The organism is Lacrimispora sphenoides (assembly GCF_900105215.1).
Lineage (GTDB): Bacteria > Bacillota > Clostridia > Lachnospirales > Lachnospiraceae > Lacrimispora > Lacrimispora sphenoides_A.
Genome location: NZ_FOIP01000002.1, coordinates 1,805,635 through 1,826,118, shown reverse-complemented (window position 1 = coordinate 1,826,118; position 20,484 = coordinate 1,805,635). Strand labels below are relative to the sequence as shown.

Genomic DNA, 20,484 nt, shown 5'->3' with positions numbered 1-20,484 from the left:
TCCATTTTACTGTTTTATTTTTCCTGATTATGATTTATAATAGAGGAATCAAATGAATAAAGTTTTGCCAAATAAGACAGCGAGGTGGTAGATATGAAGATTATTTACGCAATCGTCAGCTCAGATGATGGAAACAGGGTGACTGATGTGCTGAATGAACACCAGTTCAGCGTGACAAAACTTGCCACAACAGGTGGTTTCTTAAAGAAAGGAAACTCTACATTAATGATCGGTACGGATGATGGACAGGTAGAGGAAGTCATCACTCTGATTAAAGATACCTGCGGAAAACGCCAAAAAATTACCTGCAATGTTCCGGCGCCAAATATCGCGTCTGTTTCAGCCGGATATATGATGATGCCGATGACAGTGGAACTTGGCGGAGCTACCATATTTGTAACTGACGTAGAACGATTTGAAAAGATTTGATGAACCGGCAAAGGGATTGCAGAGCAATCCCTTTTCGCAACTGCTGGAATGAATAAGCCGGAGAATAATAGGAGGTGTGTCTTTGAAACTGGATGAGAGGACAAAAAACATGCTGGTGGCAGAGGCTTACGAAGCTCAGAAAATGGCTTATGTACCTTATTCTGATTTTTGTGTTGGAGCGGCCCTGCTGGCAAAGAACGGTACGGTCTACCGTGGCTGCAACATTGAAAATGCATCCTTTACGCCCACGAACTGTGCAGAGCGTACTGCATTTTTTAAAGCGGTCTCAGAGGGAGTCGCGGAATTTGATGCCATAGCCATTGTGGGGAATAAAAGGGACGAAAAGGGAGAACTATGTGCTCCCTGCGGGGTTTGCAGGCAGGTAATGGCCGAATTCTGTGATCCTGATGAATTTAAGATTATTCTGGGCGCGGGAGAGGAGTTTTCCGTCTATACCTTAAAAGAACTGCTCCCTTTAGGGTTTACAAAAAAGAATTTGAATTCCTGAATACCCGGAAAAGGAAGGTAAAAAGCGGGACGGATAAGTATAAGGGAGGTTTTTAAGTGTCATGAGAATGTATGATGTAATTGCAAAAAAGCGGAACGGGGAACCTTTGACGGAGGAAGAGATCCGCTTTATGATCAAAGGCTACGTAAAAGGGGATATCCCGGATTATCAGATGTCCGCCATGCTGATGGCCATTTATTTTAAGGGAATGAGCGATGAAGAAACAGCCGTTCTCACGGATGCGGTGGCTCATTCCGGTGATATGGTGGACTTATCGCCCATCCAGGGAGTGAAAGTAGATAAGCACTCCACCGGAGGAGTGGGGGATAAGACGACTCTGGTGGTAGCGCCAATTGTAGCCGCCTGCGGGGTCAAGGTTGCGAAGATGTCAGGCCGCGGTCTGGGTCATACCGGAGGAACCGTTGATAAAATGGAATCCATACCGGGAATGCGTACTGTCCTGACGGAGGAAGAGTTTTTTCAAGTGGTCAATACTGCCGGGCTTTCCGTTATTGGGCAGTCCGGAAATCTGGCTCCAGCGGATAAAAAACTCTATGCTCTTCGGGATGTGACTGCAACCGTGGACAGCATTCCCTTAATTGCCGCTTCCATTATGAGCAAAAAACTGGCAGCAGGTAATGACTGTATTCTTCTGGATGTGAAGACAGGCAGCGGAGCATTTATGAAGACCCTGGAAGACTCCATCACACTGGCGGAGAAGATGGTAGCGATCGGGGAGCACGCAGGAAAGAGAACCATGGCTCTCATAACGAATATGGACATTCCTTTAGGAAGCCTGATCGGCAACAGCCTGGAAGTCATTGAAGCAGTGGAAACTCTTCATGGAAGAGGGCCTGAGGATTTAAGGACAGTTTGCTTAAGCCTGGCTGCCGGTATGCTCTATCTGGCAGGAAAAGGGAGTGTGGAAGAATGCCGGGCTATGGCGGAAGGAGCCATTGCCGACGGAAGTGCTTTGGCACGGCTTATTGCCATGGTGGAAGCTCAGGGAGGAGACTCTTCGGTGATCAGGGACACTTCACTTTTTGCCAGAGCAGCCTTTGAAAGGGAAGTGAAAGCCTTAGAGAACGGCTATATCACCCATATGAATACAGAGCAGTGCGGGATTGCATCTTCGCTTTTAGGAGCCGGCAGAGTTACGAAGGAAAGCGTAATTGATTATACGGCTGGAATCGCCCTTAAGAAAAAGGTAGGCCAGAAGGTGGAAGAGGGAGAGACCATAGCCGTGCTTTATGCCTCAAAGGAAGATCTGTTTGCGGCTTCAGAAGAGGAATTTTTAAAGGCAGTCACCATAAGCAGTCAAAAGCCGGAGGCAGAACCCTTAATTTATGCCAGCGTTACCAAAGAAGGCGTAAAACGCCTGACAGAATAGAAAGGTAGGAAAAAATAATGACAGATTTAGAAATGTTAAGCTACGTAGACCACACACAGTTAAAGGCGTTTGCCACTTGGGAGGACATTGAGGAGCTTTGTAAGGAAGCTGTGGAATATAAAACCGCTTCCGTGTGCATCCCTCCATGCTATATCAGCCGGGTACATGAACAATTTCCAGGCCTTAATATCTGTACCGTAGTCGGATTTCCTCTTGGCTACAGTGTGACAGAATCAAAGGTCCTTGAGACAAAAAAAGCCATTGAAGACGGAGCTTCTGAGGTGGATATGGTAGTAAATATCAGCGATGTGAAAAATGGAGACTACGATAAGGTAGAAAAGGAAATCGCAGAACTGAAAAGAGCAACCGGCGAAAACATCTTAAAGGTCATCATCGAGGCCTGTTATCTTACAGAGGAAGAGAAGATCGCTATGTGCAAGGCAGTTACGGCAGCCGGAGCTGACTATATTAAGACTTCCACCGGATTCGGTACCGGGGGTGCGACTCTTGAAGATATAGAGTTATTTAAAAAGCACATCGGTCCCGATGTAAAGATAAAAGCGGCCGGCGGGGTCAGAACCCTTGAGGATTTAAGGGCTTTCATTGAAGCTGGATGCAGCCGTGTGGGTGCCAGTGCAGCTGTTAAGCTGGCAGCGCAGAAGCAGTAAGTTATTTCAGGATAATAAAATATTCTTTCAACGCTCCAAAAGCAGCACACTTACAAATGTCTGAATTTTGGGGCGTTTTCTAATTATTTTTATACAATTTCCACAAGTAATAGCAAGGTGTTCTCTGGCTAAATTTCACGAAAATATTTAAATAAATAAAAAACACTGACAAAAAATTTTTTAAGTGTTAAACTTAAGATATAGAAATCGTAACTTATGTATCAAAGTGTTGGCATTCAGGCAGGAGGAATAATTATGTTTCAGGTAAATGATCTAGTAGTATTCGGAACCCATGGAATATGCAGGGTAGAGGCGATAGGGAGCCTTAACATGTCCGCAGTGGATGATGACCGCCTTTACTATACGCTGAAACCTCTTTATGAGGCACAGCAATGTGTTGTTTATACGCCCGTAGACAATCTAAAAGCACCCATGAGAGAAGTATCTACCAGAGAAGAGGCCATAGAGCTGATTAATCTGATTCCAGATACTCCAACCACGTGGGTGCTTGACGAAAGGCAGCGAGAAGGAAACTATAAGGATATCATGATGAAAAATGAGTGTTCAGGCTGGCTTCAGATCATCAAGACACTATATTTAAGGAAACAAAAGGGGCTGGTAGAAGGTAAGAAAAATTCGGCAAAGGATGAATTCTATTTTAAGATGGCGGAAGATCTGCTTTACGGTGAACTTGCTGTAGCTTTAGAATTGGAACCGGCCGTAGTGAAAGATATGGTGGTGACAAGGGTGAGTGTTGAGTAAAAAAGGAATGGAATTTAACTGCAATCTCATATATCGTATTCATCTGCTGAAATGCCTTGTTTAGCTGTTATAAATTGCAAAAGCTTATGATCGAAAGACTTATAGGAATGAGAGGTATGAAACAATTATGATATGTAAGATAGATAATCATTCTGTTTACTATGAAGAAATTGGTTCAGGAAAACCAATCCTTTGTATTCATGGGTTTCCAGAAGATCATAGAACAATGCTCGGGTGCGTTGAACCTATCATGGAGTCTTTGGATCATTATCGTAGGATTTATATTGATTTGCCAGGATTTGGAAGTTCAGAGATAAATCCAGGTATAAAAAATGCAGATGATATGTTATCCTTTCTAATTAATTTTATAAAAGAGGTCATTAAAGACGAAAGTTTCTTATTAGTTGGCCAATCTTATGGCGGGTATTTATCATTGGGGCTGATGTCAAAAGCGAATCTAAATATCAGTGGGGTATTCTTATTGTGTCCTTGTGTAATAAGTAAACATGAAAACCGTAATCTTGCGCAAAAAGAAATTCTTGTTATAGAGCAGGATTTAAAACCTGAAGCTAGTGAGAAAGATGAATTTCAGGATTTTATGGATTATGCGGTTGTTGCTACAACTAAAACATGGGAAAGATATAAAAGGGAAATCATGCCTGGTCTAAAAGATGCTGACATAGATTTCGTTAATACATACCAAAAAGATGGATATGGTTTTACTTTTGAAGCATCGCTAAAAGATATAAACTTCAACAAACCTATTGTTGTATTAACAGGAAAACAGGATAATTGTGTTGGTTATGAAGATACATGGGGATTAGTAAAGCATTTACCACGTTTGACCTTCCTGTGTCTTGATAAAGCAGGGCATAATCTGCAAATAGAAAATAAACCATTGTTTGATTTGCATTTTCATGATTGGCTAAATAACTGTAGTTAAGTAGTCTGGGTGCTCTAAACAAACCAGGTTAACTTTGAGCCGGAAAAATGAAATTGGCCGTGTATTCCGGCTCCGCTTCATTTATTTTGGGGAATGCTATAGTTTGATTTGAGTCAAAAAATTGAATATGTATAGGAGACTACTAGCTGTCAGTAATTAAGTTAGTAGTTTTTTTGCAATAATTTAACTTAATCATGCAAGTAGCGAAGCAGATTGCAATCCGATTGACTAATAGTAAAATGGTGCTAAGATATAATTTGTTTTAATTGTATATGTCATAATAATGTGTAAGCCATAAGCACTTATGATTGGAGGGACAGCTGATGAATTACCAGGATTTAATTGTCAGTATGGAGAGATTTGGATCAACCAAACGTGATATTTGTATTCATAGCATTGGGATAGATCCGGATCAAATACATAAGAATGTAATTATCGCTCCTTGGTGGGAACCACCGATCTTTCCGGGTTTTGGAACTTTTGATTATTTAAGTGAATCAGATTATTCTTCAATAAAAGTATGGAATCTCACGGTTGATAGTCTGGAAATCAGTTATATAAAAACGGGAATTGGTGCACCTGTATTGATGGATGCTCTTTTAGCCTTGGGTGTAACCCCATGCAGGCAAATTGTTTTCATAGGGTCCGTTGGTGCTTTGGATGATAGAATCGGGATTGGAGACATTGTAATTCCGGCATATTCCATTTGTGGTGACGGTGCAAGTCGTTACATATCTTCTGATAAACTTGCAGATAGCGATGTATTTGGTGAAAAACAATATCCAGATAAAATGATGTTCGAGCGTTTAATAAAGGCCGCCAGCTTTAGATGTGAAGAAAGTGGTGTAAAGTGGCATATTGGGAATAATTATAGTACGGATACGGTATTTGCCCAGTTTGCTCATATTGATGAAATCATTGGCATGGGCTGCAACGTCATTGAAATGGAAACTGCCGCGGCTTTTAAAGCTGCAGCCTTTGCTGGAATTCCAATGGCTGCACTCTTTAGTGTTTCGGACAATACGGTTGCCAATAAATCTTTAGTCAGCGGCCGTACGTCAGAGGAGATGCAGTATCGGAAAAAAGTACGTCGTGAGCTTTTTCCCAGAATAATTATAGATCTTTTTCAATCAGTGAACTTTTAACTTAAATATTAGATTCGTAGCTTTTGAGTTCCTGTTGCAAAAAGTGTTTCATGATTTTATGTTAAATTATCATGGAACATGGATATATTTTATTTACAGTAAAGGAGAAATAAATGGCTAAATTGTTTTTCAGATATGGTGCGATGGGAAGTTCGAAGACGGCTAATGCACTAATGACAAGATATAACTTTTTAGAAAAGGGAAAAAACGTTTTATTAATAAAACCTGATTTAGAAACCAGGGACGAAAAAACGAAAATCAGATCAAGAATCGGGCTGGAAGCAGATTGCATTTTATGGTCTGAATTCAAATATGACGATTATAATTCAATCAAAGAATTGGATGCAATCATTGTGGATGAGGTACAATTTCTTTCTGAAAATGATATTGAACAACTTTCTAAGATTGTAGATGAATACGATATTTCAGTTTTCTGTTATGGCCTCAGAACGGATTTTACATCCCACCTTTTTCCCGGATCCAAACGTTTGATGGAACTGGCAGATGAAATTGAGGAACTTAAAACAGTCTGCTGGTGCGGGAATAGTGCCAATATGAATGCTAGGATTGATAAAGATGGAAACGTAATCAGAGAAGGACAGCAAATATTAATGGGGGCAAATGATAAATACATTTCATTGTGCCGTAAACACTATAAAGAAGGTAAAATCAGGCAATAGTTTATACTAAATCATATGCTTATTAACAACCGGGGCGATGGCCCCGGTAAATAACACATTTTTCCACTGCTTTATATTCATGGAGCAGTATCCTAAATGGCTATTTCCAGCCAGTTTCCCCACATACCATTGTTCTTGCGACATATCACATAATACCCTTAACTGCTGCAATACCTGTTGAAGCACTCGAATTATTATTTATGTTTGATTAAAATAATTATTATTAAAAAAGGATTGACTAAAATTATTTTATAAAATATAATGAAATTAACCAAAAAGAAATGCATATTGAAACATTACTTGTACAATGTGCGCCCAAGGAGGAGGTATATTTATGTTTAAGCAGCTTCAAAAATTAGGTAAGGCATTTATGTTACCGATTGCCATTCTTCCGGCAGCAGGTCTCCTGTTAGGAATCGGTGGGGCAATGTCCAATCCAAACACGATCGCAGCCTATCCATTTTTGAACATTTTTGCTCTGCAGGCAATATTTACTGTTATGAGCAAGGCGGGAGAAGTGGTGTTTGGAAATCTGTCGTTAATCATGTGTATTGGTCTGGCAGTGGGGCTTGCAAAAAAAGATAAAGGAACGGCGGGTCTGGCAGCTGCGGTTGCGTTTCTTGTTATGAATGCATCGATCGGTGCACTGCTGTCAGTCTTTAAACCGGATGGAAACACAATAGATACCGGAGTCGTAGGCTCTATTGTTATTGGTTGTATGGTTACCTATTTTCATAACCGGTACCGCGATATACAGCTGCCTCCGTTTCTTGGATTTTTCGGAGGATCACGTTTTATACCGATTATATCCTCTTTTGCAGCAATTTTTATCGGCGCAATATTTTTCCTGATTTGGCCTCCTTTTCAGTCATTGTTGATTTCCAGCGGCCAGACCATTGCAAGTATGGGAGTTTTTGGAACTTTCCTGTATGGATTTTTGATGAGGCTTTGCGGAGCAGTGGGCCTGCATCATATGATTTACCCTATGTTCTGGTATACGGAATTAGGCGGAGTTGCTACTGTGGCGGGCCAGGAGATTGCAGGTGCTCAAAAGATATTCTTTGCCCAGCTGGCTGATCCTAATTTTACAGGAATGTATACCGAGGGTACACGGTTCTTTGCAGGCCGTTTTGATACGATGATTTTTGGCTTACCTGCTGCATGCCTTGCAATGTATCACTGTGTTCCACAAAATCGCCGTAAATTAGTATTCGGTTTATTCTTCTCGGCAGCCCTTACATCATTTTTAACCGGTATTACGGAACCCATTGAATTCATGTTTCTGTTTGTAGCTCCTTGGCTGTATGTGATTCACGCATTTTTAGATGGTCTCTCTTTTGCGATTGCCGATCTTTTAAGCGTTCGTATCGGCAACACATTTTCCGGCGGAATCATTGATTTTACCTTATTTGGAGTCCTGCAGGGCAATGCAAGGACTCACTGGATCTATGTGGTAGTGGTGGGAGTATTCTGGGCGGTTCTGTATTATGTTCTGTTCCGTTTCCTGATCACAAAGTTTAACATTCCGACTCCAGGCCGCGAGGTAGGAGAAGAAGATGTGGTAAATGTAGAGACAAAGGGTACAATCGCTGAAACGGCTGTTCGCGTACTAGCAGCTCTGGGCGGTAAGGAAAATATCGAAGATTGTGATGCTTGTATCACCCGTCTGCGTGTAGCGGTAAAGGATATTACCAAGGTTGACAAAGAGGCCATAAAACGGGAAGGCGCAACGGCCGTATTGGAAGTTAAAGGTGGTATTCAGGCAATATTTGGAGCGAAAGCAGATCTGATAAAATCAAAAATAAACGACATAATTGGCGAAGATTAGGGAGATGTAATACTTATGAATAGAGGTTTAATTGTATCCTGTCAGGCGCTTCCGGAGGAACCCCTGCACAGTTCATTTATCATGGGGCGTATGGCTCTGGCAGCAAAAGAAGGAGGCGCAGTCGGTATTCGCGCAAACAGCGTGGAAGATATTGAAGAAATCAAGAAACATGTGGATCTTCCGATTATCGGGATTATCAAAAAGGTATATGAAGAAGGCAAACCTTACATCACACCCACATTAGCAGAAGTAGATGCACTGGTTCGGACCGGTGTTGATGTAGTCGCCGTAGATGCTACCATAAATCAGGATGTGGATTTTTTGTATAAGCTACATGAAAAATATCCTCATCAAAAATTTATGGCTGACATTTCAACGGAAGAAGAGGGGCTGCGTGCTGACGAGATTGGTTTTGATTTTGTGGGTCTGACATTGCTGGGATATACGCCTCAGTCTCAAGGTCTGGATAAATTTCAGGTGCTTCAGTCTTTGATTGCGAAATGTGAACACCCAGTAATTGCAGAAGGAAATTTCAGCACCCCGGAGCAGGCGGCAAAGGCGATTGAATCAGGAGCTTACGCAGTCGTTGTGGGAACTGCAATTACACGCCCCCAATGCATTACACGCGGATTTGCCGAGGCAGTATCAAAGGTTTTTAATTAAAAAGATTCATCCCTTCCTGTTTCCTCTAAAATCTTTTCGTTTTTATTAAAAGGTGATATAATAAGAACACTTTATTAATATGGGTTCAGTTTTTCACAAATTAAAGACGAAAGTATAAGAGGTACAATATGGATATTCTTTCATCAATTCAAAAGAAATATAATACGTTTACTGATAAAGAACGAAGTATCGCTGATTACATTTTGAAGGAAGGCAATAATATTCGGAATATGAATATCTCTGTCCTTGCAGCTACCGTGGGAGTTTCTGACGGTACAATTACCCGTTTCTGCAAAAAGGTAGGTCAAAAGTCTTTTGCAGAACTGAAAATCCAGCTTGGCAGCGCAGGGGCAGGAAATAAGATTGCTCACTCAGACGATCTTGTATCTCAGGTTTATGATTTTTATAAGACCGTAATTGAACATTCCAATCAGATGATAGATAGAAAGGCATTGGAGTACCTGGCAGACCAGATTGCAGCGGCAGGAAATATCTATATATTCGGAGTGGGATCATCGGGACTGACTGCCTGTGAAACCATGCTCCGCCTGTCACGTATGGGATTTCATGTACAGAGTGTAACAGATTCTCACTTGATGGTAATATACAGCTCAATTTTAGGCTCCGGTGATCTGGTAATTGCAATTTCCATATCCGGTGAAACCGCGGAAGTAATCAATGCTGTCAGGGCGGCAAAACAAAATGGAGCAAAGCTCATCGGTCTGACCAGTTTTACCGACAGCACGATCGCACAGTGCGCTGATTTTTGTTTTCCCATAGTAAATCCTTTGTTTGTTGATCAGGAAAGGTTTGTAAACAGTCAGTTATCAACTCTTTATACGATCGATCTTCTTTGTCTGATTCTTCTAAAGGATGAGGCTCGAAAGAAAAAGATGAATATTACGGTAGAAACCATTGTGAAACAGTCTCATTTAAAATAGTCTGCTCATAATAAGCAGCAGATTCTCTCATATGGAAACCAGCGGCGGCTTTGAATTCCCATTTCGAAGCCGCCGCTGGTTTTTTTGCATATTGTAAGACAAAAAGGAGATAATAGACCAAAATAAGGATTGGAGAAATATGGTTTCACGAGTGATACCATGATAAAAATATGGAAAAAACACTGGCATTTCACGATCTTTTCATCATTTTGTGCGGTATAGTAATGGGTACTATTGCACGGGCTATTACACTTCGTATTGATACCCGTCAAAATCCCAGTTATCCTACCGGTGCTTTCATTAACATTGTGATAGGCATTCTGGCTTCATCTCTGGGGGCTGTTGCAATTCCCTCCCTGTTAAATAAAGAATTTACGGCCGTAACTTTTATTGCCTTAGCCATCCAGCATTTCCGGGATGTGAGAAAAACAGAAAAAGAAAGCCTTGAGGATCTGGAAAAAACGGAATATTCAAAAAGAGGGGCTGCCTATATTGATGGCATTGCCAAAACCTATGAATCCAGAAATTATTTATCCCTGCTTACTTCCTTGTTTGTTGTATTGGTTTTAAGTATTGTATCTGTAGACAGTCTGGTCATAAACATGATAGGTGCAGTAGTCAGCGGTTTTGGTATGATTTATTTCCTGACAATAATAACAAAAGGCAAATGCATCGGTGATATCTGCAACATAAGGGAAGGAAAAATAACCATAGACCATTCGGATCTGTTTGTAAATGGCATGTATGTTACCAATGTACTGGGAACTGAGAGAAGCCGGGATTTGTTTTTAAAAGAAGGGATCGGCATTGTTATAGAGCCTAAAAATGATAAATTCAGAATCACGGTTGAGAATTATGGGCAGAGGCAGGCCATGCTTTTTGAGGCTACCCGGACCTTTGGCGTAAAGCGGTACAGTTTTACCCGGAAAAATTATACTAATGGAGCGTTGTTATTGGCTTTTGTTCCAATTATCCGTGATCCTGATGCCATAATAGACGTAATCAAAAAGACGCCTGTACTGGAAAGCAGCAGAAAAATCACTACAATTATGGATATAGATATAGGAGGAAATATCAATGGGGAAGAGTAATCCGGAGATAATGGTTTATATAACAGATAACAAAGAAAGAATCATATCAGGTGATCCTTTGACCCTTTATATCCCGGATTCCAAGGAGCGGGAAATATGTCTGACAGATTTAGGAAAGGCACTTCGGGCGGATGTGGTTCAGCTGAAAAACGGTGATCATGTATTAATCAGCAGGTAGAATTTTGCAGGAGGCAGTCAATGGAAACCCAGCTGGGAAAAGACACAGTAAGGAAAGAGGCACAAGATAAAGTAACAGGCGCAGCCCAATATACAAATGATATAACAGATTCGCCGATGCTCTACGCCAGATTATTAACAAGTGTTCATGCTCATGCCCAGATCATATCCATAGATACCAGGGAAGCTTCTGCTATGCCGGGGGTAAAAGCGGTCATTACTGCAAAAGACCATCAAGTTATCTGCGGATCAATGCTTCAGGACAGACCTCCCTTAGCCAGAGATAAAGTACGTTACTACGGGGAACCGGTTGCCATCGTTGTTGCAGATGATGAAATGCAGGCAAAGGCAGCTGCGAGAAAAATACTTGTAGAATATAAGCCTTTACCGGTTGTGAATTCCATAAAAGAGGCATTCAAAAGGAATCCTGTGATCATACATGAGTCTCTTATGTTATATACAAAAGCCACGGAGGAAGTCTATCCTATAAAGGGAACCAATATCTGCCATCATCAAAAAATCAGAAAAGGCGATATGCAGAAAGGCTGGCTGGATAGCGAAATTGTTGTAGAGGGCAGTTTTTCCCTGCCTCAGTCTGATCACGCCGCCATGGAAACAAGAGCAGTCCACTGCATGTTCATGCCGGATGGCAGTGTAAAGATCAAGACATCATCCCAAGCTCCTTATGAGGTCAAGGAATCAATCTGTAAATATCTTAATATTCCGGAGGGAAAGATAATAGTCCAGGTTCCATTAGTTGGCGGTGCATTTGGAGGAAAGGCATGTATACAGCCAGAGGTGCTTGCAGTGATTGCGGCGATGAATGTTAAAGGAAAATGGATCAACCTGGCAAATACAAGAGAAGAAGATATGGTCACTTCTCCATGCCATTTGGGACTGGAAGGAGCCATAAGGATCGGAGCGAAAAAAAGCGGACAGATCATGGCGGCTGAAATGACATTCCAGATAGATACCGGTGCTTACTCTGACATTTCTCCTAAGATAACGAAAGCAATCGCAGCGGAATGTGCCGGGCCCTACCGGATACCAAATATCCAATGCGATTGCTACAGCGTTTATACAAACCATCCCTATATAACTTCTTTCCGTGGGTTCGGTCATGAGGCATATACCTTTTGTATGGAGAGAATGATGGATAAACTGGCTTACGAAACAGGGCTGGATCCTTTTCAGCTAAGGCTAATAAACCTGGTTCAAGCCGGCGATCTAACTCCCACCCAAGTCAAAGTCACCGCCAGCAATACAGGGAATGCAGCAGAATGCCTTGAGAGGCTAAAAACAGTCATTAACTGGGAGGAAGGTTCCCGCATCGCTGAAGAGAACGGTTTGGTCAGAGCAAAGGGGATCAGCTGCCTGATTAAGACCTCTGATACCCCAACAGATGCAGCCGCAAGTGCTGTTTTAACTTTTAATTCTGACGGAAGCATAAATCTTGATTGCGGGGCTGCGGAGATAGGGCCCGGAATGAAGACAACGGCAGCGCAGATATTGGCGGAAAAAATGAGAATCAGTGTCAATGACGTTTATGTGAAGCTGGATGTAAATACCCAGTCAACCCCGTATTTATGGAAAACCGTTGCCAGTATGACAACTTTTCTGGTGGGACGGGCCGTATTGAATGCGGCAGATGATGCCATATCCCAGCTGATGAGTCTTGCATCCATTGCCCTGCGGTGCCCGTCGGAAGACCTGGACTTTGAGAATAAAATGATATATGTAAAACATGATCCGGAGCTTTATGTCATGTTCGAGGACCTGGTAAAAGGCTACAAATATTCTAATGGCAATTCTCTCAAAGGGCCTGTGATTGGACGGGGCAGCTATATCATGAATCATCTGACGCCCCTTAATGAGGCATCGGGACGGGGAACACCCGGCTGTAGCTGGACGGTAGGAGCCCAGGCCGTTGAAATAGAATATGATACCAGGCTTCACACCTACCGGCTGCTAAAAGCGGTTACTGTGATTGACGCGGGCAAGGTCATAAATCCTAAGACTGCAAGAGGTGTGGTTATGGGCGGTATGTGTATGGGACTGGGACTTGGTACCAGTGAGGATTTTGTCTATAATGAGGAGGGGATTGTAGAAGATACAAGCTTTCGCACCTATAAAATGATCCGATATGGTGAAAATCCGGAATATGTGGTTGATTTTGTAGAAACCCCTCAAATTGATGCGCCCTTTGGGGCCAGAGGTATTGCAGAGCACGGCATTATTGGAATACCTGCCGCATTGGCTAACGCTATATCATTGGCAGCTCATATTGATGTAAACCGGCTTCCTATCACACCTGAATTCATATGGAGGGAAAGGATGAAACTATGATTCCTTTTGATTTTGATTATTATAAACCAGAAAGCATGGATGAAGCATTTAAGTACTATCAAGACTTGCTTCTTAATAATAAAAAACCTCTTTATTATGGGGGAGGAACAGAAATTATCAGTATGGCCAGGGTAGGGGGGATAGAATTTGATTCGGTCATTGATTTAAAGGGAATACCCGAATGCAGCCAGCTTGAGGTGAGCGGCGGGAAATTGAGGATTGGAGCCGCACAAACCCTTACAAACATTGCGGAATACAATGCATATCCCTTATTGTCCAAAACCATAAAAAGAATTGCAGATCATACGATTCAGGGGAAGATCACCATAGGCGGCAATCTTGCCGGCACAATTAAGTACCGTGAGGCAGCCTTACCGTTAATGATAAGTGATTGCACCCTGCAGGTAATGACACGGAGCGGTTTGGCCGAATTGCCTTTTTCAAAGGCATTCAATGGAAAGCTGCAGCTTAGAAAGGGGGAATTTCTGGTATCCATATTGATCGAAGAAAATGATTTGAGTTACCCTTACAATCATGTAAAAAGGACAAAGCAGGAGATAATAGATTATCCATTGATCACCATGGTGGCATCGAAAAACAATAAGGCCATAAAAACGGCGATTACCGGATATGGCGATTATCCAATTATTTTATCCGAAAGGATCATTAATCATAAATTATACAACATGGAACAGAAGATCAAAAAAATTATAAATTTAGCCCATAGTGATTGTAAAGGCGATTTGTCAGGAAGCAGGGAGTATAGAGAATTCGTATTAGAAAACATGCTTCAGGATATGTTTCATAATTTTGAAAAGATCGGCTGATCCTATCAGGAATTGAGGGATTGTATGCATTTATCAGGTAATAGTATTATAGTTCTTAATGTAAATGGTGAAAATAAAGCCGTTATGGTTAAGCCAGCCTATACTCTGCTTCATGTTCTTCGTGAGGAGTTGTCATTAACCGGAGCCAAAAGCGGCTGTGAGAACGGAGATTGCGGCGCCTGCACGGTATTGATTGACGACATGCCGGTCAAATCCTGCCTGATGCTGGCGGTGGAGGCGGTCGGTCATAGGATCACCACCGTGGAAGGGCTTAAGAACGCTCCGATACAAGATGCATTTATTAGAAACTGGGGGTTTCAGTGCGGTTATTGTACTTCCGGGTTCCTGATGGTTTGCCACGCACTGGCCATACACAAGCCAGGTGCGGATGATCAAACCATAGAGGAATGGTTACAATCTAATCTATGCAGATGTACCGGTTATGAGGAAATTGAGAATGCCGTAAAATCAATATTATCAGGGAATTATAATTGAGAGAATCCGAATTTATTCGTATGATTCACATCTTGTCTGGTCGCCCCATACAATATAGTATCATAATGAAATGAGGTATATGATATGGGATGTTCTAATTCTTGGTCTGGTGGCTGCAACTGTAACAATACTTGCAACAACCGGAATAATTGCTGTAATAATAGATGCCGTAACAATTGTAATGTTGATCCTTGTGCTGAAGCAAAAAGGGAAGCATATTGTGAAGGTTTCAAAGATGGCTGCAACGATCCATGCTGCAGGGGCAAAAGATAGGCGAGGCTGATAGCAAGATGAGCGGGTATCCGGTATTCCGGACCCGCTTTTTTATATTCATCCAACCGGTAGTTTTAGTATCATGAATTGCAGAATCTGCTTTTTCATGATATGATAATTCCAAAGTCAACCAATAGGTTTCATAAATCTGTAAGAGAGGATGCATGTCTATGGGAAATAAAAAAGGTATTATAGCTGAGTTTAAAGAATTTGTTTTACGCGGGAATGTGGTTGACCTGGCAGTTGGTGTGATTATCGGTGCTGCTTTTCAGACGATCGTCAATTCCCTGGTAAAGGATATTATATCTCCTTTGATCGGAGTGATTACCGGAGGAGTGGACTTCTCCAATAAATTTGTTCCTCTATATGCTGCTCCGGCTGGTGCGGATGTTTCCACACTTTCAGCTGCACAAGAACTTGGTCCGGTATTTGCTTATGGTTCCTTTATCACGGCAGTAATCAACTTTTTAATTATGGCATCTGTTATTTTCATGATGATAAAAGTGATTAATACTCTACGGGGAAAAAAGCAGCAGGCGGAACCGGCAGCTTCTACGGACAAGGAGTGCCCATATTGCTTTACCCGTATCAATGTTAACGCTACCCGCTGCCCAAATTGTACAAGCGAACTTCCTGTACAGCCTGAAACAGTACAGGAAGATTAAAGGAATAGAAAACCGGGACGCCAGATCTGTAAATTACATGATCGAGGAAAATAGTCCGAATACACGGTTTACATCCAATTGCCCAAACCCCCATATATTGTTGGGATAGCTGTAGGCAGGATTTCGTTGCGCTCCTCTTATTATTATACGGTTGACTTGTTCGCCTGTAATATAAGTAAAGTTACCTTTGTTCTGAGTCCATTCAAAGATGATGGCAGCTGCACCCGCTGCAATGGCTGCTGAAGCGCCGGCGCCTGTTAAGGTCCCGTATTGATTTTCAGAAACCGCACAAGGTATCTGATAGCCTGGAGCTGCAATATCAGGTTTGACATAGCCGCTTCTTGTGAAACCTCTTCCTGATTCATCTAAGATATTAGAGGTTATCTGATTATAGGCGGCAGCGGTTAAGGTACGTTTGGAGTTTCCGGGAGCGGTTATGGTGATATCCGGATCGGAATTTAAAAAAAAGGTCCCATCTGATATCAAGTCTCCGCTGGGGAGCCAGGAATTAATAGTAAAAGGTTCATTTTCTATGTTTTGGACACGGAAGTACCAAATACCGGGAAGGGGATTCTCAAACCGCAATAATATCAGCTGGTCGCCGCTTTCCCTTTCAAAAATCATATTATTCACCCATAAGATGCTCTGGCTGTTCTGGAAAACATACTTATGGCAATCATTGAAGGAAGGATTGATCGACGTGACCTTTTCCCGGTCAGGTGCGGAAATTTCAATAGATAGCCGTCCTGGAATGTGTGCCCAGATTTCCATAGAAAACTGCTTGTCACTTCCTGCAATATTCAACTGGAAATCATTAAAGTGGGGCGCTGATATGGTTCTGTTAAAATAGTGCCTGCCGCTGTTTCCCTGGTTTCCTGCTGATATGCAAACATCCACATCAGGATGTTGAACCAGGCTCTCTAGGTAGGTGCTTAAAACGCCCCTGCCATCGTGGCTTCCTTGGCTGCTGCCTAGAGCGATGCATATTACAAGAGGACGTTTTAAGCGCTGACCTACAGAAATTAAATAGCGTACTCCAAGAACAATATCTGATTCCTGATAACATAGTTTGTCTTCCGGAACAGAATAAATCATTTTAAGATTTGACTTGGCTTCTTTTAATTTCACAACAACCAACTCCGAATTTGGAACAACGCCGCTAAACGTGTTCCTAGTTTCTGGAGAGCCTGCAGCGATACTCGCTATGGCGGTACCGTGGCCAATTGTATCAGTGGAAGGAACAGCGGAAAGTGGGTTTTCATATTGCAATGCATCATTTATGGCAGCTTTGGTATATTCCGTACCGTAAGTAAACCCATTGGGAGGTGGCCCAGCCTGTATGGTCTGATCCCAAATGGAAAGGATCCGTGTTGTTTTATCCTTATTCATGAAAGCAGGATGCCGGTAATCAATTCCGGTGTCTACGATGCCGATAATCACTCCTTGCCCATATAAGGTATAATCATTTATTGGTGTGACGCTTACCACGCCGGGTGTTGGAGGTGCTACTTCTGCAGAAATGGTATAAAGAGTTGGAAAAGCATGGTAAGGATTTTGGCCGAGATCACATGGCTGCATATTATTTTTGGTTATATGCAGCAGGGAAAACCTGTCATTCAGCAATGTAACATCATCACTGACACCATAGGTAGGAACTAATAAATTACTTATAATCAAGTCGTAATAATTATTGTCCAATATTTTCTCCATAATTAAATCTCCCTGATAAGATCTGGTTATAGAACATATAGTATATTTTATGCAGCAATGCTACTGATATGAGCGCTGCCTGCCTGCTGGTGACGCCCCTTATTTTCTTATACTCATAATAGAGGTCCGGTTGCATAAAATATATCATATGTGCCAGTAGTATAGACAGGGAGGCCTGATCATGCAAAAAATATTGGATGATAATTATTATGACTTGATCATCAGTAATATAATGATTCCCACATATGATACCGGAGATAATATAACACCTATGGATTTAAGGCATTCTTTGGCTCATATCCCTGTTGATTCAGCGAATCCCTGCGACTTGGGAGTTTATCCTTATAATGCATTTCCTTCTTTGCTGACCTTAAGCTCCACCGTCAGCCTTGAAAAATCCGGTATCGGAACGGTTCAGAGAAATCCTTATCTGGCTTTATTTGGTCGGGGAGTGATTGTTGCGGTTATAGATACCGGAATTGATTACGGGCATCAGGCGTTTTTATATAATGACGGAACGACCCGTATTCTTTCCATATGGGACCAGACCATTCAGGAGGGCGCACCGCCGGAGGGATTTACATACGGCACCGAATACACCAGGGAGTATATCAATGTTGCACTTAAGTCGGAAAATCCCTTATCCATAGTCCCTTCTGTGGATACCAATGGTCATGGAACTGCTATTGCAAGTGTAATTGCAGGAAAACCAAGCCTGGAGCAGGCGTTCAGCGGAGTTGTACCGGAATCCGACATTCTGGTCGTAAAATTGAAGCAGGCAAAGAGCAATTTGAAAAAAATCTTTTTTGCACCTCCAGATGCTGAATGCTATCAGGAGTCAGATTTAATCATTGGGATCAGTTATGTGACTACCGTTGCTCAAAGACTGAACCGTCCCATTACCATATGCATTGCAATGGGAACAAACCAGTCAAGCCATGACGGACGGGGTGCGACCAGCTTCATTACCAATTATTTGGCGCAGCAGCCGCATATAGGGATAACCATAAGCACCGGTAATGAAGCAAACAAACGCAGACATTACTTTAACAGCACCACAGCAGAACCCTACCAGAATAGTTTTGAATTAAGAGTCGGGGAAAATGACAAATTGTTTGCTATTGAGTTATGGCCGTTTGCTCCGGCCAGGCTGTCAATCGAAATAACCGCTCCAAACAGAGAGACAACGGGGCAGGTTTTTCCGGCCCTGGGAGAATGCAGAAGATTTGCCTTCGTATTTAACCCAAGCGTCATATGGGTGAATAATTATATTTTTGAAGAAGAGACCGGGGACCAGCTCATATTGATGCGTTTTCAGGATCCCCTGCCAGGAATCTGGAACATTCGGGTGGTGAACCTTGATAACGGACCATTTTCATTTCATGCCTGGCTGCCGTCAGGGCAATTAATTTCAGAAGACACCTTTTTTGTTAATTCCAATCCGGATACTACCATAACTTCACCGGCAAATGCAACCAACCCCCTGACAGTCACCGCTTATAATCAGTTTAACGATACCGTACTGCCTGAATCCGGAAGAGGCTATACAAGAACAGGATTTGTTAAACCAGATATTGCAGCACCTGGATTTGAGCTTACCTGTGCAGTTCCGGGAAACCAATATGGCAGCATAACAGGAAGCGGGTCTGCCGCAGCTCAGGCAGCAGGAATTGTCGCCATGGTTTTTGAATGGGCGGTTCCAAGGGGAAACTATACCAATATTACCGGAAACGACGTAAATCGCCTGCTTATACGCGGAGCAAAGCGAACCACCGGGACCACTTATCCCAACAATATCTGGGGATATGGTCAGATCGAGGTCAACACGCTGTTTGAAAGGCTTACAAATATTTAAACGGACAGCAGATCATGGATATTATTGCAGCTCGTTTTTATTTTATGATTGAGGTTATTGAAAACATTCGATATAATAGAAAGGCTGGCTTTCAGGAAAAAGTGTTAAAAAATAATTGGATACAGGAAAGAGGAGAAGGAATGGAAGATACGAAAAGGTGTGGGCTGGAAGCGCTTGAAAAAACGGCTGAAATCAGCGAATTCAAATGGTATATTTTTGATATCATAAATGAAGGGATGGAACAGGACGGAATTGAAAAAAGTAAATTCAGCCTGGATAAGGAGAAGGCAGATGCAGTCTGTTTCACAGTAGGGGATGGAAGTTTTTCAGTTTGCGGCAGAGGCAAAGAAGCAGCCAAACAGCACCATAATATTTATCATGCTGTCTGTGATTTTTTTAATAGAATCTATGAGAATGAGGCAAATGCAGAGAAAGCTGTGACTCGTTTCCTCATAAGAACTCTTGATTTACCGGCCCTGATGAAGAAGCCAAGTCGTTCCATGCTGAGAGACCAGATCAGCAAATGTCAGGAAGAAGTCGATGCCCTGGAAGAAAAGATAAAAAAGAAGCCGGGAAAAAAGGAAGAAACCATGCTTTCCCTTAATAGGGTTTATTTAAAAGGATTAAACGAGAAAATGGAAAGATATTTTGGGGAGATGATATAAGAAAAAAAATCTTTGTTTTATATGAATAAAACATCTGGATCAGGCCATAATAGGATTATACCAAAGATGAGTGAATACTTATCCTCCCCTTTTTAGTGAGAGAAGTCACGTAAACCAACGTTTATATGGCTTCTCTCATTTTTTTGCGTTTATATGGAAAAACGGTTGACCAAACGATTCACTTCAATAATGCTTCGGAATTAAATACCAGATGAGCAATCGGATAATATAACCGGTTGCTTTTTATGCTTAAAACAGACCGGATGGAGTGGAATGCCTCCCCTCTGATAAAGATTGTGTACAAAATCCAAATGATGAAGCGTATGAGTTCGAAAAATGATCAAATAGAAAATTACAATATATGTAAGGTTAAGTTGACAAAAATATTGTATTATGATAATATTTGCATGTAAGGTTAACATT

At 41.9% G+C, this 20,484-nt stretch carries 22 protein-coding genes; 20 read left to right on the top strand and 2 right to left on the bottom strand.

The features are described from left to right. The first annotated feature begins 93 nt into the window (after nt 1-93). The 8 genes from BMW45_RS25205 (at nt 94) to BMW45_RS25170 (ending at nt 6,525) form a co-directional block, all read left to right on the top strand. Nucleotides 94-429: a cyclic-di-AMP receptor gene (locus BMW45_RS25205; protein ID WP_013271785.1), complete on the top strand. Its 336-nt coding sequence runs from the start codon at nt 94-96 to the stop codon at nt 427-429. Between the two features lie 88 nt (nt 430-517). Beyond that, on the top strand, nt 518-937 hold the full coding sequence (locus BMW45_RS25200; RefSeq protein ID WP_330390925.1) for a cytidine deaminase: 420 nt from the start codon (nt 518-520) through the stop codon (nt 935-937). A gap of 61 nt (nt 938-998) precedes the next feature. After that, nucleotides 999-2,327: a pyrimidine-nucleoside phosphorylase gene (locus BMW45_RS25195; RefSeq protein ID WP_092250395.1), complete on the top strand. Its 1,329-nt coding sequence runs from the start codon at nt 999-1,001 to the stop codon at nt 2,325-2,327. 17 nt (nt 2,328-2,344) lie between these two features. Then, the gene (deoC, locus tag BMW45_RS25190) at nt 2,345-2,995 is read left to right on the top strand and encodes a deoxyribose-phosphate aldolase (RefSeq protein WP_025233379.1); all 651 of its coding nucleotides are present in this window, start codon (nt 2,345-2,347) and stop codon (nt 2,993-2,995) included. A 255-nt stretch (nt 2,996-3,250) separates the two neighbouring features. Beyond that, nucleotides 3,251-3,757 (top strand): CarD family transcriptional regulator, encoded by a 507-nt coding sequence (locus tag BMW45_RS25185; protein ID WP_092250392.1) that lies wholly within the window; start codon nt 3,251-3,253, stop codon nt 3,755-3,757. 127 nt (nt 3,758-3,884) lie between these two features. Then, the gene (locus tag BMW45_RS25180) at nt 3,885-4,700 is read left to right on the top strand and encodes an alpha/beta fold hydrolase (RefSeq protein WP_092250389.1); all 816 of its coding nucleotides are present in this window, start codon (nt 3,885-3,887) and stop codon (nt 4,698-4,700) included. A gap of 323 nt (nt 4,701-5,023) precedes the next feature. Beyond that, nucleotides 5,024-5,845 carry a phosphorylase family protein gene (locus tag BMW45_RS25175; protein WP_242883229.1) on the top strand — a complete coding sequence of 274 codons (822 nt, stop codon included), beginning with the start codon at nt 5,024-5,026 and terminating at the stop codon, nt 5,843-5,845. Between the two features lie 113 nt (nt 5,846-5,958). Beyond that, on the top strand, nt 5,959-6,525 hold the full coding sequence (locus tag BMW45_RS25170; RefSeq protein ID WP_092250386.1) for a thymidine kinase: 567 nt from the start codon (nt 5,959-5,961) through the stop codon (nt 6,523-6,525). A gap of 6 nt (nt 6,526-6,531) precedes the next feature. Here BMW45_RS25170 and BMW45_RS28160 read toward each other — a convergent pair whose 3' ends face one another. After that, complete coding sequence (locus BMW45_RS28160) at nt 6,532-6,669, bottom strand: hypothetical protein (protein ID WP_166433470.1); 138 nt, start codon at nt 6,667-6,669, stop codon at nt 6,532-6,534. Nucleotides 6,670-6,859: 190 nt separating this feature from the next. On the opposite strand from BMW45_RS28160, the gene BMW45_RS25165 reads away from it, so the two are divergent. The 10 genes from BMW45_RS25165 (at nt 6,860) to mscL (ending at nt 15,831) form a co-directional block, all read left to right on the top strand. After that, the gene (locus BMW45_RS25165) at nt 6,860-8,353 is read left to right on the top strand and encodes a PTS transporter subunit EIIC (RefSeq protein ID WP_092250383.1); all 1,494 of its coding nucleotides are present in this window, start codon (nt 6,860-6,862) and stop codon (nt 8,351-8,353) included. A gap of 15 nt (nt 8,354-8,368) precedes the next feature. After that, nucleotides 8,369-9,016: an N-acetylmannosamine-6-phosphate 2-epimerase gene (locus tag BMW45_RS25160; RefSeq protein WP_092250380.1), complete on the top strand. Its 648-nt coding sequence runs from the start codon at nt 8,369-8,371 to the stop codon at nt 9,014-9,016. A gap of 128 nt (nt 9,017-9,144) precedes the next feature. Then, entirely contained in the window at nt 9,145-9,957 is an 813-nt protein-coding gene (locus BMW45_RS25155) for a MurR/RpiR family transcriptional regulator (protein WP_092250377.1), read from the top strand. Between the two features lie 170 nt (nt 9,958-10,127). After that, a complete protein-coding gene (locus BMW45_RS25150; protein WP_025233371.1) occupies nt 10,128-11,048 on the top strand; it encodes a YIEGIA family protein in 921 nt (306 codons plus the stop codon). Next, a complete protein-coding gene (locus BMW45_RS25145) occupies nt 11,035-11,226 on the top strand; it encodes a capping complex subunit for YIEGIA (RefSeq protein WP_025233370.1) in 192 nt (63 codons plus the stop codon). The genes BMW45_RS25150 and BMW45_RS25145 overlap by 14 nt, the downstream gene beginning before the upstream one ends. Before the next feature lie 20 nt (nt 11,227-11,246). Beyond that, the gene (locus BMW45_RS25140) at nt 11,247-13,571 is read left to right on the top strand and encodes a xanthine dehydrogenase family protein molybdopterin-binding subunit (RefSeq protein WP_092250375.1); all 2,325 of its coding nucleotides are present in this window, start codon (nt 11,247-11,249) and stop codon (nt 13,569-13,571) included. Next, on the top strand, nt 13,568-14,398 hold the full coding sequence (locus tag BMW45_RS25135) for an FAD binding domain-containing protein (RefSeq protein ID WP_092250372.1): 831 nt from the start codon (nt 13,568-13,570) through the stop codon (nt 14,396-14,398). Before BMW45_RS25140 ends, BMW45_RS25135 begins: the two co-directional genes overlap by 4 nt. Before the next feature lie 24 nt (nt 14,399-14,422). Then, entirely contained in the window at nt 14,423-14,893 is a 471-nt protein-coding gene (locus BMW45_RS25130) for a (2Fe-2S)-binding protein (RefSeq protein ID WP_092250369.1), read from the top strand. 79 nt (nt 14,894-14,972) lie between these two features. Beyond that, on the top strand, nt 14,973-15,176 hold the full coding sequence (locus BMW45_RS25125; protein WP_092250366.1) for a hypothetical protein: 204 nt from the start codon (nt 14,973-14,975) through the stop codon (nt 15,174-15,176). A gap of 160 nt (nt 15,177-15,336) precedes the next feature. Next, nucleotides 15,337-15,831 carry a large conductance mechanosensitive channel protein MscL gene (gene mscL / locus BMW45_RS25120; protein ID WP_092250363.1) on the top strand — a complete coding sequence of 165 codons (495 nt, stop codon included), beginning with the start codon at nt 15,337-15,339 and terminating at the stop codon, nt 15,829-15,831. A 33-nt stretch (nt 15,832-15,864) separates the two neighbouring features. Here the strand turns inward: mscL and BMW45_RS25115 are convergent, their stop codons facing one another. After that, entirely contained in the window at nt 15,865-17,541 is a 1,677-nt protein-coding gene (locus BMW45_RS25115) for a S8 family peptidase (RefSeq protein ID WP_092250360.1), read from the bottom strand. Between the two features lie 181 nt (nt 17,542-17,722). On the opposite strand from BMW45_RS25115, the gene BMW45_RS25110 reads away from it, so the two are divergent. Together BMW45_RS25110 and BMW45_RS25105 are read left to right on the top strand one after the other, a co-directional pair. Then, entirely contained in the window at nt 17,723-19,396 is a 1,674-nt protein-coding gene (locus BMW45_RS25110; RefSeq protein WP_092250357.1) for a S8 family peptidase, read from the top strand. Between the two features lie 140 nt (nt 19,397-19,536). Further along, complete coding sequence (locus BMW45_RS25105; protein ID WP_143057082.1) at nt 19,537-20,061, top strand: hypothetical protein; 525 nt, start codon at nt 19,537-19,539, stop codon at nt 20,059-20,061. Nucleotides 20,062-20,484: the final 423 nt, after the last annotated feature.

Excerpts from the sequence above, each read along its gene's own strand:
- BMW45_RS25205 (WP_013271785.1), top strand. The coding sequence starts at position 94 with ATGAAGATTATTTACGCAATCGTCAGCTCAGATGATGGAAACAGGGTG.
- BMW45_RS25195 (WP_092250395.1), top strand. The coding sequence starts at position 999 with ATGAGAATGTATGATGTAATTGCAAAAAAGCGGAACGGGGAACCTTTG.
- deoC (WP_025233379.1), top strand. The coding sequence starts at position 2,345 with ATGACAGATTTAGAAATGTTAAGCTACGTAGACCACACACAGTTAAAG.
- BMW45_RS25185 (WP_092250392.1), top strand. The coding sequence starts at position 3,251 with ATGTTTCAGGTAAATGATCTAGTAGTATTCGGAACCCATGGAATATGC.
- BMW45_RS25180 (WP_092250389.1), top strand. The coding sequence starts at position 3,885 with ATGATATGTAAGATAGATAATCATTCTGTTTACTATGAAGAAATTGGT.
- BMW45_RS25175 (WP_242883229.1), top strand. The coding sequence starts at position 5,024 with ATGAATTACCAGGATTTAATTGTCAGTATGGAGAGATTTGGATCAACC.
- BMW45_RS25170 (WP_092250386.1), top strand. The coding sequence starts at position 5,959 with ATGGCTAAATTGTTTTTCAGATATGGTGCGATGGGAAGTTCGAAGACG.
- BMW45_RS28160 (WP_166433470.1), bottom strand. The coding sequence starts at position 6,669 with ATGTCGCAAGAACAATGGTATGTGGGGAAACTGGCTGGAAATAGCCAT.
- BMW45_RS25165 (WP_092250383.1), top strand. The coding sequence starts at position 6,860 with ATGTTTAAGCAGCTTCAAAAATTAGGTAAGGCATTTATGTTACCGATT.
- BMW45_RS25160 (WP_092250380.1), top strand. The coding sequence starts at position 8,369 with ATGAATAGAGGTTTAATTGTATCCTGTCAGGCGCTTCCGGAGGAACCC.
- BMW45_RS25155 (WP_092250377.1), top strand. The coding sequence starts at position 9,145 with ATGGATATTCTTTCATCAATTCAAAAGAAATATAATACGTTTACTGAT.
- BMW45_RS25150 (WP_025233371.1), top strand. The coding sequence starts at position 10,128 with ATGGAAAAAACACTGGCATTTCACGATCTTTTCATCATTTTGTGCGGT.
- BMW45_RS25145 (WP_025233370.1), top strand. The coding sequence starts at position 11,035 with ATGGGGAAGAGTAATCCGGAGATAATGGTTTATATAACAGATAACAAA.
- BMW45_RS25140 (WP_092250375.1), top strand. The coding sequence starts at position 11,247 with ATGGAAACCCAGCTGGGAAAAGACACAGTAAGGAAAGAGGCACAAGAT.
- BMW45_RS25135 (WP_092250372.1), top strand. The coding sequence starts at position 13,568 with ATGATTCCTTTTGATTTTGATTATTATAAACCAGAAAGCATGGATGAA.
- BMW45_RS25130 (WP_092250369.1), top strand. The coding sequence starts at position 14,423 with ATGCATTTATCAGGTAATAGTATTATAGTTCTTAATGTAAATGGTGAA.
- BMW45_RS25125 (WP_092250366.1), top strand. The coding sequence starts at position 14,973 with ATGATATGGGATGTTCTAATTCTTGGTCTGGTGGCTGCAACTGTAACA.
- mscL (WP_092250363.1), top strand. The coding sequence starts at position 15,337 with ATGGGAAATAAAAAAGGTATTATAGCTGAGTTTAAAGAATTTGTTTTA.
- BMW45_RS25115 (WP_092250360.1), bottom strand. The coding sequence starts at position 17,541 with ATGGAGAAAATATTGGACAATAATTATTACGACTTGATTATAAGTAAT.
- BMW45_RS25110 (WP_092250357.1), top strand. The coding sequence starts at position 17,723 with ATGCAAAAAATATTGGATGATAATTATTATGACTTGATCATCAGTAAT.
- BMW45_RS25105 (WP_143057082.1), top strand. The coding sequence starts at position 19,537 with ATGGAAGATACGAAAAGGTGTGGGCTGGAAGCGCTTGAAAAAACGGCT.